Origin of the sequence: Ornithinibacillus sp. 4-3, assembly GCF_040958695.1 — a bacterium.
In the GTDB taxonomy this organism is placed as follows: Bacteria; Bacillota; Bacilli; order Bacillales; family Amphibacillaceae; genus CALAMD01.
Genome location: NZ_CP162599.1, coordinates 931,142 through 945,359 on the forward strand (window position 1 = coordinate 931,142; position 14,218 = coordinate 945,359).

The following is a 14,218-nucleotide window of genomic DNA, read 5'->3' on the forward strand; positions in this document are numbered from 1 at the left end:
TAAAGGGGGAATAGAGATAAATGGGAGTAAAATTAATTAAGATTTCAGTTGTTTATTTTGCATTAGGAGCATTACTCGGGCTTTATATGTCTATGGCACAAAATTACAGCTACACTGGTGTGCATGCACATGTGAATTTGCTAGGGTGGACTGCTTTAACCCTAGCAGGAATTTTATATTTAATGTTTCCGAAAGCTGGAAATAGCCTGGCTGGTAAAATTCATTTTTGGATGCATAATATAGGTCTGCCTTTGATGATGATCGGATTATTCATGGCAATTAGCGGGTATGATCAATTTTTGATCTTAATTCCAGTAGGTGGGGTAACCGTTGTTTTAGCTGTTTTAGTCTTTGCTTTTAATATATTAAAAAATATTAAATCAGTTGATGCTTCATAGAACTCGCTTTTCGTTTAGAACAAATGAAATCTTAAATATATTTAAGGTTTCATTTCAATAGGGTGAATCATGGTAAGTTTAGCATAATTTCGTTGATGAGAAAATGAAGTAAAAAAAGGAAGGATGAATATATTTGCAGAAGGTTATGATGAAATCACAAGTATGGTTAATTACATTAGTATGTTTACTTGTATTAACACCAATTACATCAGTAATAGCAGCTGGGGTGGAGAAGGAAAAAGTTAATTATGTTTCATTAGGAGATTCATTAGCTGCTGGACAATTATCTGATAAAACCCTTGGTATTGGCTATGCAGGTAACATTGTAAAGGATTTAGAAGCAAATGGATATGAGGTGAATTTTTCTAACAAGGGAGTGCCTGGAGCAACTTCGACAGAGGTGGTTGCACAACTGAATGCTCAAGAGCTAATGAACGCAGATATTGTAACAATTAGTGCTGGTGCAAATGATTTATTAAGAGCATTAGATATGTCAAAAATTGCTTTATTTGATAAAAATTATTTGAATCCAAAAGCTGTATCTGAAATGAAAAATACTGTTAAAATTGAAATTGATACAGATATCGAGACAGCTATAGATATGGCTGAAGAATCAATAGTTGGAGCTGCTGGAAAGATAGCTACTTTACATATAACAATGGAAACACTAGAAGAAGCTGTAAAACCATATGAAACATTTTTATCAGATGATATAAAAGAAGCACTTACTTCAATTCGAAATGATTTAGATCATGTGATATTAAAGCTTACTAACATCCAAGAAGCAAAAGATAGTTTTGTAATGGGTGAAGAAAGTTCTAGAGAGACATTAGGGACGATATCCAATGAGCTTGGTTCTATATCAGAGGGTATAAACAAAATAAATAATGCAATCACAACGATTAATCTAGAAATAGACAAGTTACCTATTACTGTTCCTGTTGAAATTGTAGAGGCTGTAGAAACAGTTAACAATTTAAGCTTAGATATTAAAGAAAACGTAGATACAGCAAAAATTATGATTGATGATGCATTAATTAAATTAGATGAATTTGATGAGCGTATAGCAGAGATTGATAGATTAGTAGTAAATGCACAAGAAGTACAACAAATGCTAGCAAACCTGCCAAATAAGATAACAGAGGCAGGGAAAAATACAGCTCAAATCATTGCTGCTATTAAGGAAGTAAATCCGGAGGTACAGGTGTATGTATTAGAATATTATAATGCTTTGCCTTATTTATCAGCAGAGATACAACAATTCATAGTACCATTATTAATTGCTTTAAATGATGCGAATAAAGCAGTGGCAGATGCAACAGGAGCAATCTATATCCCTACTTTTGAAGCATTTGATGGAAAGCATGAAGCTTATCTTCCTAATCCAGGAGATATTCATCCAAATGAAGCAGGATATCGCGAGATTGCTGACGCATTTATGAGTAAAATAAATGAATCATTCCCAGAAATTTCTAAGCCAGATCCTACGCCTGAAGAGCCAAAAGAGCCGAATGAACCTGAGGAAGAACCTAGAGAATCAGCTAAACAGCCAGAATCAGTAGAAATCGTTCTAGGTAATTCACCTGTGGAGGTATTTGCAGGTACATTAGTTACGATCAAAGATACACAGGCAACTATCCAATTACCGGAAGATTTACCAAGTGGTACGATGCTACAGATTATGCTTGCGCAAGTAGATATACAGAAAGGTCTAACACAATCTGGAGAAGCTTTTGATTTTATTTTCACTTATCCAGTGGGGGATGAGGACTATAAGGGCGAATTTGTTTTAACATTAGGTGTAACAGGTGAACATGAAGGATCTTCTATTTATCATTATCAAACAGAAGATCAAGTATGGGAGTTAATTGGCGGTAAACTAGAAGAAGGAAAACTGACTGCGACAGTATCACATTTCTCTATGTATGGTGTATTTACGTCAGAAAAAACAACTGAGCCACCTAGCAAGCAAGAATCTTCTACTAAGGAAAAACCAATAAATGATGATCAAGGTACAGCAGATAAGGAAGAAAAAGAAAATAATGATAAAATTATAACAGATGAAGAAGTAAAAGCAGAAAAGGAATCTCAGAAGCTACCAGAAACAGCAACAAATCAATATAATTGGTTAATCATAGGGATTCTACTAGTTTTAATGGGTGGAAGTATTGAATTTATCCGTAGAAAAAGCGCAATGATGAAGTAAGTACAGGCCTAACTATATTCTTTTACATTAGAATATGTTTAGGCTTTTTCTACATGTATACAAATTGTTAAATTAATAACATTCTTTTCTTTAGATAGGTACAAACTTCTTAATCTACACTAAATCTATGCAAAGAACGAAATGTAATATATAATTAAGTTGAATAATAAGAATATTTCGTTAATATAACATAGGAAAGGAGAACTTGAATAAACCATGCGTATTTTACTAGTCGATGATGATCAAGATATATTGAACATTAACTCTATTTATCTTGAACGAGAAGGATATGAATGTTTATTAGCAGAAACATTGCAGCAGGCACATGCAATCATAGAATTGGAAAATCCAGATTTGATTGTTCTTGATATTATGCTTGCAGATGGATCAGGAATTGATTTTTGTCGTAAAATACGAGATCTTACGATTGCTCCGATCATCTTTTTATCAAGCTTACTAGAAGAAGCTAAGAAAATAGAGGCATTGAAAATTGGTGGTGATGATTATATAACTAAACCATACAAGCTTGCAGAATTATCGGCAAGAATCTATGCCAATTTACGACGTATGCAAATGTATGAGAAGAAGACATATGAATTTCCACCATTGAAAATAGAGGTAGAGTCCTATCGTGTTTTTTTATATGAAAAAGAAATACTACTTACGCAAAAAGAAATGCAATTATTAGTTATCCTTGTCAGAAATCAAGGAACGACAGTGCGTGCTGTTGATTTGTATGAACAAGTATGGGGACAACCTGCAATTAATGAATCGAGTATGAGAACATTGCAAGTACATATTTCTACATTGCGTAAAAAGATTATCTTAGATGAAAATTCCTCCATTAATATTAAAACGATTCGTATGATAGGTTATTGCTTTCAATATGAAGAGTAGGGAAAGCAAAATAATGGAATTGGTGGTAAGACAATGCATATACCGTTAGAAGATTGGTCCCAGTGGACATTTAGCCTTTTATTGCTTGGGGGTATATTTTTCGTTGGGCTTTTTAATATAGTAGTCTACCTAGTGCGTAGGAGACTTAATGTACATTATTATTTTGGAATGCTATGTGTGTTTTATGTCATATGGTATAGCAGCCATGTTATGACATTCAATCTGTTTTCATCAGACTTTCTAAGTGATCATTATATTATTATCATTGCTGCAATAGCTACGAATCGGATGGCTTTACATATTACTTTATATACAATGCATACGTTAGAAATAGATAAGCCTATATTTGAAAAGAGGTTTAAGATTGCCTCCAATTTATTGCTACTTGCTTGTTTCTTTATGCCATTTTCGATTACTTATACAGTAGGCATGATATGGTTAATTGAGTTGTTCAATGCAATCGTTCAAATTTATTTTTCATATGAAATTATAAAAGTGATCAAACGTTTTCGCAAAAACATTCGAATGATTAATGTAATTTGTTATTTTGTAATTTGTATTGCAACAATTATGCAGTTTATCGACATGGAATTCCATGGTAATACGATATTCCTTGCATTTATAATGATGGCGTTACAAGCGATAATTCTAGCAATTCATTATAATAATGCAATTGTTGAAGTAGAACGAGCGAATGTGACACTGGAAAGGAAAGTTATCGAACGGACAGCTGACCTTATTCAGAAGGAAAAGGAAACCATTCACCTTATTTCGAGTATTTCACATGATTTGCGCACGCCTATCTCTGTTGTTGGCGGTTATATAGGGCTTTTGCAGAGTGATCCAAGCATAGATGAAACAAATAAAAAATATATTTCTAATTCATTAGTGCGCCTATCACAGATGGAAAAGCTCACTCTGGATTTATTTACATTATCACAAATAAGCGATAAAAATTATACATTTGAGTTGGAAAATATCCATATTATGAGAATAATGAAAGAAATTAAGGTATTGTATACAGATCATGCAAAGGAAAAAGGGATCACCCTGGAAGTGAACACAGTGAATGCAATCTGTATAGCTGATAAAATGAGAGTCTTACAAATATTGGATAATTTACTGACGAATGCTTTAACATATGCGAGAACTTCTATCAAAATAGAAGGAAGATTACATAAAGATGAACTTCAAATTACTGTTTCTGATGATGGGGCAGGTATTCAACCAAAAGATCTCCCACATGTGTTTGAGCGTTTTTATAAAAAAAGTAAACATGGATCGGGACTTGGATTAAGTAATGTGAAACAGCTTGTTCAGCGCATGAATGGCACAGTCGTTGTTGAAAGTGAACTAGATGTTGGTACAAGTTTTCGATTTACATTGCCACTTGCAATAGAAGGACAGGAAAAACGGAACCTAGAATTTATTTAAGGTTCTGTTTTTATATGTGTAAGAATTTTGTATAATTTATTTTTCAATAAAGCTGAAACAATTTAAAAGGCTTCCTCGTGTAATGAATGAAGTGGAAATGAGGGGAGAAGAAAATGAGTACAATTTACATAAAGGGATTAAATAAATCCTATAAAAAGTTTCAAGCTTTAAAGGATATCCATTTGCAAATTGAACCTGGTTTATTTGGATTATTAGGGCCAAATGGAGCAGGAAAATCAACATTGATGAATATTATCAGTACGATTTTAACCTGGGATGAGGGGCAGGTATCTGTATACGACTATGATTTAAAAAAGGATAGTCATAAGGTACGCGAGCTATTAGGTTATTTACCACAGCATTTCCAAGCACCGGGACAATTTACCGGGGAAGAATTCCTGCATTATGTTGCATCCATGAAAGGAATGAATAATCGCCAGAAACGAGCAATAGAGGTACAGCGCTTGTTAGAACAGGTGAATTTAACAGAGCATGCAAGGAAAAGAATAAAGGGTTATTCAGGTGGGATGAAACGTCGCTTAGGGATTGCTCAAGCATTAATTGGCAGTCCAGAACTAATCATTCTAGATGAGCCAACAGCAGGACTTGATCCATCTGAGCGAATACGTTTCCGTAATGTTATCGAACGATTAGGGAAGGAATATACGATTATCTTATCTACTCATATTCTAAGCGATATTGAAACAAGCTGTGAGCGTGTGGGAGTCATTAATAAGGGAGAACTGCTCTATCAAGGAGAGACGGATAAGCTTGCTTCTTTAGCGGAAGGGGTAGTTTGGGAAATAACCGTGCCAATTTCTCAATATGATGAAGTGGAACAAGCATACATCGTACTTTCAAGTAGACGTGAGCAGGAACAAATGGTATTTCATATTCTGTCGAAGGATGAACCAGAACACCCAGCTCAATATGTAAAACCAACATTAGAAGATGGCTATATGGCGTTGATTAATGGGGTGATCGCATGAAGCAGCTTAAAAATAATTTTAAATATGAATGGTTGCTGTTGATTCGTAATAAATTTTTAGCGATTCCAATTTTAATTAATTTTGTGATTTGGGCTTATGTAATATATGGGAAATTTCAATTTGGTGCTGGGATAACAGTTGAAAATCAATTTTATCAATATTTTATTTTTATCCTTTTATTTAATTTATTTATTGTTGGAATCCTAGCTGTTTATATCGTAAATCGGGATCGTAATTCAAAATTTGAACAGCTAGCAATGACCTATCAAGTAAGAAACTGGCAATGGCTTACGAGTAAATGGTTGATCGTGCAAATATATGGGCTAGTCATCACATTTTTCACAGTAATAATTCAAGTGATTTGGTTTTTTACGGCATCAATGAATGCGACTGAAGTGTTGAAGCAATCCATTTATACATTTGTACAAATGGGTGGAGCACTTTTCATTATTGTTTCATTTGGCTTTCTATGTGCAGTACTTATTCCAAATATATTTAGTTATTTAGCTATTCCTGTATTGATTATTGTGTCTGTATTTTTACCATTTGATAACACAGGAATGTCGTTGGAATATGATAATCCGCGTTTCCATTTGCTGACACCTTTTGATTTTATGTTTGTGGAAACGCCGTATGAAGGGATATGGGGAATTGAACGTGTATTTGACGATACACTGATTCATCAGGTAGCTGTATATGTTATAGCAATATTGATTTTTGCTTTTATGTTATTTATTTTTAAAAGAAACCGTCGTAGTAAAGGGGAAAAGCAAGTCTTGCTTGCTCTTTTAGCTATAACAATGGCAGTGGCTTTTTTTATTAGTTTTATTCGTTTTACAGACTATAATCAAGCATTTAATCAATATGTAGAAACAGGAAATTATTATCTAGAAACATTCCTTTTGGATTATGAGGGAAAATCGGAAGAGGAATATTACGATTATATTTATCAGTATTATGATGAAATGCAGGATGATGAGCCATATGATTTTTCTATTGAAACATCTGATTTAGATGTCTTATTAAAAGAGGGACATCAGTTAGAGGCAACAAATCAATTGACAATAAAAAATAATGGTAAGGAAGCGACTAATGAAGTATTCCTTACGTTAAATCATCAGCTTGAGGTAACAGAGTGTAGTAGTGAGCGAGAGTTAAGTTGTTTAATAGATGGGGATTTTATAACACTTCAACTGACGGAACCAATTCAGCCAAATGAAGAATTTGAAATGAAGCTTACCTATGGTGGAAAGATTTTACAATACTTTGATGAAGGAAATGGTGAGTCAGCATTTATTGATAAGCAACGTGTATTTCTACCTAAATCTGCTGGCTGGTATCCATTAATAGGCAAGCGTGCCTTATTTCAAGTAATGGAAGATGAACAGCTGTATGTAAAATTTAGAATGCGAAATACAAGACAAGTAGAAGATTTCCCTACACAATTTAATGTATCGCTTCAAAGTGCGGGTGTGGAAGTACCCTTAAGAATGTCGATTCCTAAGGCTGAAAATGGCAATTTTACTGGGAAAACAAAACATGGTTTAGAATTGATTGGCGGAAATATGGTGGAGCAAGAAGTAGCAGGTATCCGTGTGATTAGTCATCCACAATTGCAGGAAAGACTACCTGAAATCATCAATAAATATCATCAAGCGTGGACAGGACTGAGGGAATGGTTTGATTTAGATTTAATGCCAGAAGCGATTTTCGTATTGCCAAGTAATCAATATTATGACCAAATAAATCATACAGAGAATTTATATTTATTGAATGAAGATATGGTATATGGAGAAGCGTTAGAGAATCATGTTGCAAATGCTGTATATAGACAAGTGCTTCAATCTGGTATCCCTCATCCTAATACATTTCGTGACGGAGGTAGTACAGATGAAGTAGATTTCTATGATCGAACTATTTTAAATGAATTATTTGAATGGAGTATTTATTATCAAATGAAGCAAGAATCCTTTACAAAATATAAACCCGAAGGAAACTGGGAAAAAGAGTATGACCAAAAGATGGAAATAATTAAAGAAATGGAAAAACAAGGTGATGAATACTTACTTGCGTTTACCCGTTATTTATATGATGCTAGCAATGAATTAACAAATAGAAGTGAATTTAATATCGAGAAGCTTGCCGAATCATTTGAAAAGGAGATGAAGAAATGACAGGATTAATTTTTCGCTGTCAGCTCTTTTTCAAAAAATGGTTAAGCTCAATTTATGGGATTGTCTTACTAGTATCTATCCCTATGGTAGCAATGATTCTTTATTATGATTTTTATTATGAAGAGACGGAGAGATTATTAAGTTTAATTTTTGAATTATTAGCACCGGTATGGCTTGTGCTTATCCTGCAATGGTATTTTTCAATTGAATTTGATTCTGGCTTTTTTACGCAGGTAGTGACCTATCCCATCGCCAGATATAAATTTTTACTGGAACGTTTTTTATTTGCATATATGTTATTTTTCGCTTTGCTAGGTGCTATTACGTGGGTGCTTACACCAATTCTAGGTTCTATTGTATGGAAGGCGTTACTTTATACACTACCACTTTATTTTTTCTATGGGGCAGTAATGCTTATTGGGCTGGTGATCAGTAAACGTTCGCTTGGTGCTTTGCTTGGCGGTATTTTTCTTTATTTGCAGAGCTTAATTGGTGCACCATTATTAGGGCAAGCTTTTCAAATGATTATGCTAAAGTATGGCAGTGTTATCTACTTTTTAGAGGGAGAGACTGGCTATAGTTTTGTAGATAATGATTTCTATTACTATAATCGGCTCATCTATATTGGAATCGGCATCATTCTAGTCATTTTAGCGCTTATCAAATTTCAGAGAAAGCCGGTATAGGAAGGGGGAAGAAAATGTTAGATGAACAATATATGACAGAATTGGCAAGTGGAAATGAATCAGCATTTGATTCCCTTGTTTTCCGTTATCATAAGCCTCTTTTCGGCTACCTCTACCGCTTATTACATGATGAAAAGCAAGCGGAGGATCTAGTGCAGGAGACCTTTTTGAAAATTTATCAGGAAGGGAAAAGGGGATTTATACCGGAGCAATTTAAACCTTGGATGTATAAAATTGCCACGAATCGCTGTAAAGATTATTGGAAAAAAGCATCAACGAAAAGGGAATTTGTAGCAGAGGATATATATGATAATCCAAGTCAGGTATACCATATTATCGATCATCAGATAGAAAGAAAATGGATGATGGAATCATTGAATCATCTTTCGCTTGATTATCGAACAGCACTCTATTTACGTTTTTATCAGGATTTAAAATATGAGGAAATTGCTATGACATTGGAGATTCCTTTAAATACAGTTAAGACTCGTATTTCACGAGGGTTAAATCAGCTAGAGAAAATTTTGCAGGAGAATGAGGGGAAGGAGGAGAGAAAATATGAGTGAGGATAAGGAATTACACAAGCTTGAAAAGAAATGGGCGAGTCGTATGGAACGTTTTACCACTCCAGAGCCTACTCGAGAGCAGACATTTATGTTATTAGATAATATAAGAAACCAAGCGGTTGAAGAACAACCGCAAGATATGCGAGCGGAACTTGAACAATTACAGAAATCCCGTACACGACTCGAACAAATGTTTGATTTACTAGCCTCACAATGGACATTTTATGGAATGCGTAGCTGGATTTTAACAGCAATTCTAATGCTTATACTAACCATTTCTGTATATGGTAATGATCCAGGAGAATCAGGCTTTTCGCTATGGTTAAAGGGAATGAGCTTCTTAATGATTATTTTGATTGCTTATGCATTTCGACCAAGAAATGAAGGAAATGCTACGCTTGAAGAGCTGAGCTATTATCCGCTTATTCAACAAATGTTTGCTCGCTTTGTTATTGTAATGGGTGTGCAGCTTATTCTTGCTTTGCCATTGACCTTTTTCTTATTAGGGTCAGCAAGCACAATGGCGTATATTTTCGGTACGTTTACTCCATTATTTTTCTTTGGATCGGTTGGCTTTGCTAGCACATTTTGGCTAGGAGGAAGTGCTGGAACAATCATCACAAGCTTTCTTTGGTTCATGCAAATTTTGTTAGATGGTCAAGTAAAGTCATTCTCATTATTTCGCTTACCAGAGAGTGATTGGTTTATGCTTGCAAATGTATTCCTTTTACTCCTATCAATTTTATTACTCTGGTCGATTGTTCTTAAACGAGAGAAGGCTGGACAATGAGATTAGCATTAAACAATGTAACTTATGATATAACAGGAGAACGCATATTAGATCAGCTATCATGTAGGATCAATACAGGTATCACCTATATTATTGGTAAAAATGGCTCAGGAAAAAGCACTTTATTAAAGCTGTGTGCGACTGCGCTTCAGCCAACAGAAGGAACGATTGAGTATACAGAGTTAGTAGAGAATCAACAAACAATCCTACAACGTAAAAGATTGACGATAGAGGACATAAGAAGAACGATTGGCTATATGCCTCAGGAATTTACAGGTTATGGGGAGCTATCCATTGAACGGTATCTACGATATATGGCAGCACATAAAGGGATTCCACGACAGTATGTAAAGAAAATAGTACGCGAATGGTTAGAAAAAACAAACTTATACACGATTCGTAGAAAAGCTTTATTTACCTTATCAGGCGGGCAGTTAAAAAAGGTCGGATTGATTCAAGCACTAATTAACCAACCAAGCATTTGTATTTTAGATGAACCGTTTGAAGGATTAGATCAAATGGAAAGATATTATTTCGACCGTGTTCTGCGTAGATCCGCTTTCCATAGCATTATCCTGATTAGCACCAATATTGTTGAGGAAATGCAGGAAGGGGATGTGCTCTATTTAGATAGAGGAAAGATTCGATTATTTACTAATCTAGAGAAAGAGTCGCGTCAGCAGGTGAAGATGTGGATAGAGTGAAATCGATAAATGGAAGATAACCAAAAGAAATTAGTATTAAAAAAAGAATAGAAGCTTTGGAAAGTAATTGAAAAGCCTGGACAAGAAATTTTAGTTTAATATATTTCTTGTCTATTTTTATATGTTTTGAAAATTAGGAGTATGATTTTTGTTTTCTTATCATTCTTAAGATAGAATTTAGTTTTAGTAAGAAATTTGTTGATATGAGAAGAGGTTATCAGATGGTAAGTGTTGAAAATATCATCTAAAATAGAATTTTTTCTAGAAAGGAGAAATAGATGATTAAAAGAATAGGGGCTTTATTTGTTTTTCTACTTGGTTTATTTTTTAGCTTCTTCACTGCCGATGTTGTGGCAGAAGATGCAACTCCATCAGATATCCCACTTACAGAGTTAGAGGCATTTGTAGATACGTATGTGGATGAATATGTTGGTAAAACAGTAGCAGGTGCTACAATTATTGCAGTGAAAGATGGAAGAATTATTTTTTCCAAAGGTTACGGGTATGCAGATATAGAAGAGCAAATTCCAATGGATCCTAGTACCTCTGTACTCGAATGGGGATCAGTAGCAAAACTATTTGTCTGGGTATCGGCAATGCAGTTAGTGGAGGAAGAGAAGCTTGATTTACAAGCTGATATTCGCACTTATTTACCGGAGGGATTTCTCACCAAATTAAACTTTGATCAAGCTATCACGATGCTTGATTTAATGCATCATCAGGCTGGGTTTGAAGAAAATATTTTTGATTTACTCTATGATTCCTCAGACCATCTGATGTCTTTAGAAGAGACATTAAAATTGGCAGAACCAGAGCAAGTTTATAAGCCTGGGGAAGTAGTTGCTTATTCTAATTATTCGACCTCCTTAGCAGCTTTTATTATTGAAAAAATTACAGGGCGATCATTTGCTGATTATGCGGCAGAACATATTTTTACACCACTTGGTATGGAGCATACAACAATGCATTTACCAATGGAAGAAAAAGAAGAGATTCACTTAAACAAAACAAAAGGATATACGTTAGAAGGCTCAGGTGATTTTAAGGAATTAGCACCTTTTTATATTTCCATGTATCCGAGCGGAGGTATTAATGGAACAGTAGAGGATTTGGCAAAATTTGCACAGGCTTTAATGCCAAATGATACGGAAAGCTCTCCCTTGTTTCAAGATAATCAAACTTTAACAACATTACTTTCTACAAGCTATGCTCCTCATGAGGGGGTTGCAGGAAATGCTCATGGCTTTTGGGAATATGATGGTAAGTATAGAGGATTGGTGCATGGGGGAAATACGGTAGCTTTCTCTAGTAATTTTCATATTGTGCCTGAAGAGAACTTTGCTATTATTGTCTTAACTAACCAAGCAGATGAAGCAGATCTGACAAATGGTCTAATAGCTGAATTGGTTGGGCAAGGAGATCTAGCTATTCAATCAGATACTCCCCAGACATCTATTGTGGAGGGGGATTATTTATCAGCACGTCGAACTTATAGCGGATTTATCAATCTATATTTTTATCTCAATCCTTTACATATCACAGCAATTAGTGATCATGAAATCGAAATAGATTTAGCAGGATTTAAAGCTAATTATGTTCAAACAAGTCCGAACACTTATAAATTTGAAAGTGGAGTAAATCTTTTACTTCCACATAATATGTTATATTTTCATGTGAAAGATGGGAAGGTAGAGCAAATTTCGACCACCTACGCTGATTATTTGCCAATGGATAAAAGTAAAGTTTTTCTTATGGCTAGTTTAGTATTATTTATTTGGTTTGTGGCTTACTTTCTTATTTCACCTATCTTATTAGCGATATTCGCTATTCGTCGACGGAGGAAAAAACTGAAAACAACCTTTATGATGAAGTGGAATAGGTTACTACTTCTTTCGGGAACAGCGATGCTAGTAAATGTAATAGTATTAGCTGTCCGTATGCTAACAAAGCCAATGCGAGCATACTCAGAGCTTTTGATTCATTTTATATTGAATTATGGTTTAACAGCGATCAATCTTCTCGCTTTTGTAATCATACTTCTGTATTGGAAAAAGACTCAGCTGACGAATATACAAAAGTTTGGATACATACTCACAGGAATTAGTAGTATTCTATTTATTGCTTGGCTAATTGTCTGGCAGTTCTATGCTTGAGGTCATTTCTTAACCTTACTGAGTGTTCTACACTTTTCGTTCGGTAATGCAAATAAAGATATGATATGATTCAAGAGGATTAAAAAGCATAGTGCATATCATTTAAAATAAATACGGCTAGAGCTAGATGGAGTCTCAACAAATAGGACGGTGACATCTAAGTGCTTTATTTGCTTCATTACTGAATTGCTTTTAATAATTAAAGGTCAGATGAATCACTCTAAGGCGTGATTGATATAGACAGATGGAGAGTGAGGAAAATGGCAAGAACATCTTCAACAGTGCAGGGAATTATTTTTAGTCTAATTGCCGGCTCCGCATGGGGGTTGGCTTTTCTTATTCCCAATATGCTTGCAAGTTTCACATCGTTAGATATTACGATTGGGCGTTATTTTATGTACGGCCTTTATTCTATTATTTTATTTATGATTGCTCGACAAAATCCATTCAAAATATCGAAAAAAGTTTGGTTGCAAGCATTAATTTATGCATTTGCTGGGAATGTAGGATATTTTTTCTTCCTTGTTTTAGCGATAAAATATGCTGGAGCAACAGTAACTACACTAGTTCTTGGCACAATCCCAATTGTTATCAGTATTGTTGGTAATTTTATTTATAAGGAATTCCCATTGAAAATCATGCTTATTCCAGCGGCTTCGATTTTAATCGGTGTTACTTTACTGTCTTATGGGGAATTAGATATGCAAGCTTTCGAAGTAAGTGGCAATGATTTTCTTCTAGGTTTTGCTTGCGCATTAATTGCCTTAGGGATGTGGACAGGATACGGAATTTCGAATGGGCGTTTTTTACGAGAAAATAGTGATGTTTCAGCAGATTTATTTTCAACAATCATTGGTATTCAAACATTAACATTGGTAATTATAGTAATTATCGTAAACAGCATTTTCCAAGAGCCTATCTGGGTACGTATTTGGGCGAATGAGGAATTTCTAATCTTTATCATCGGTGTTTCTGTATTAGGGATATTTGCATCATGGGTAGCTACCTGGGCCTGGAATCATGCATCAGCTAGGTTATCAGTTTCCTTATCAGGAATGCTTCTATCATTTGAAACCATTTTTGGATTATTATATGCGTTTATATATTATCAAGCATTTCCAACGATGACAGAAGGCTTTAGTATTGTGCTTATCTTAATCGGTGTATTATTTGGAATTTGGCGTATTTATCATTATAAATTTACATTAAAATAGAGGTGAG

General features: G+C 34.5%; 12 protein-coding genes. All 12 read left to right on the forward strand.

Annotation, left to right across the window (positions count from 1 at the left end):
• The first annotated feature begins 20 nt into the window (after positions 1 to 20).
• The 12 genes from AB4Y30_RS04610 to AB4Y30_RS04665 all read left to right on the forward strand — a co-directional run bounded on the left by AB4Y30_RS04610 (position 21) and on the right by AB4Y30_RS04665 (position 14,211).
• Entirely contained in the window at positions 21 to 398 is a 378-nt protein-coding gene (locus tag AB4Y30_RS04610; protein ID WP_368654316.1) for a cytochrome-c oxidase, read from the forward strand.
• 133 nt (positions 399 to 531) lie between these two features.
• The gene (locus tag AB4Y30_RS04615; protein ID WP_368654317.1) at positions 532 to 2,604 is read left to right on the forward strand and encodes a GDSL-type esterase/lipase family protein; all 2,073 of its coding nucleotides are present in this window, start codon (positions 532 to 534) and stop codon (positions 2,602 to 2,604) included.
• 216 nt (positions 2,605 to 2,820) lie between these two features.
• Positions 2,821 to 3,501 carry a response regulator transcription factor gene (locus AB4Y30_RS04620; RefSeq protein WP_368654318.1) on the forward strand — a complete coding sequence of 227 codons (681 nt, stop codon included), beginning with the start codon at positions 2,821 to 2,823 and terminating at the stop codon, positions 3,499 to 3,501.
• A gap of 210 nt (positions 3,502 to 3,711) precedes the next feature.
• Positions 3,712 to 4,935, forward strand: coding sequence for a sensor histidine kinase (locus tag AB4Y30_RS04625; protein WP_368654319.1), 1,224 nt, complete (start codon positions 3,712 to 3,714; stop codon positions 4,933 to 4,935).
• Positions 4,936 to 5,048: 113 nt separating this feature from the next.
• Positions 5,049 to 5,924, forward strand: coding sequence for an ABC transporter ATP-binding protein (locus tag AB4Y30_RS04630; protein ID WP_368654320.1), 876 nt, complete (start codon positions 5,049 to 5,051; stop codon positions 5,922 to 5,924).
• The gene (locus tag AB4Y30_RS04635; protein WP_368654321.1) at positions 5,921 to 8,098 is read left to right on the forward strand and encodes a hypothetical protein; all 2,178 of its coding nucleotides are present in this window, start codon (positions 5,921 to 5,923) and stop codon (positions 8,096 to 8,098) included. Before AB4Y30_RS04630 ends, AB4Y30_RS04635 begins: the two co-directional genes overlap by 4 nt.
• Positions 8,095 to 8,784, forward strand: coding sequence for a hypothetical protein (locus AB4Y30_RS04640; RefSeq protein WP_368654322.1), 690 nt, complete (start codon positions 8,095 to 8,097; stop codon positions 8,782 to 8,784). The genes AB4Y30_RS04635 and AB4Y30_RS04640 overlap by 4 nt, the downstream gene beginning before the upstream one ends.
• 14 nt (positions 8,785 to 8,798) lie before the next feature.
• Entirely contained in the window at positions 8,799 to 9,350 is a 552-nt protein-coding gene (locus AB4Y30_RS04645) for an RNA polymerase sigma factor (protein WP_368654323.1), read from the forward strand.
• Entirely contained in the window at positions 9,343 to 10,140 is a 798-nt protein-coding gene (locus AB4Y30_RS04650) for a hypothetical protein (protein WP_368654324.1), read from the forward strand. The genes AB4Y30_RS04645 and AB4Y30_RS04650 overlap by 8 nt, the downstream gene beginning before the upstream one ends.
• On the forward strand, positions 10,137 to 10,844 hold the full coding sequence (locus AB4Y30_RS04655; RefSeq protein WP_368654325.1) for an ATP-binding cassette domain-containing protein: 708 nt from the start codon (positions 10,137 to 10,139) through the stop codon (positions 10,842 to 10,844). Before AB4Y30_RS04650 ends, AB4Y30_RS04655 begins: the two co-directional genes overlap by 4 nt.
• Before the next feature lie 278 nt (positions 10,845 to 11,122).
• On the forward strand, positions 11,123 to 12,997 hold the full coding sequence (locus AB4Y30_RS04660; protein ID WP_368654326.1) for a serine hydrolase domain-containing protein: 1,875 nt from the start codon (positions 11,123 to 11,125) through the stop codon (positions 12,995 to 12,997).
• A 260-nt stretch (positions 12,998 to 13,257) separates the two neighbouring features.
• A complete protein-coding gene (locus AB4Y30_RS04665; protein WP_368654327.1) occupies positions 13,258 to 14,211 on the forward strand; it encodes a DMT family transporter in 954 nt (317 codons plus the stop codon).
• Positions 14,212 to 14,218 lie beyond the last annotated feature (7 nt).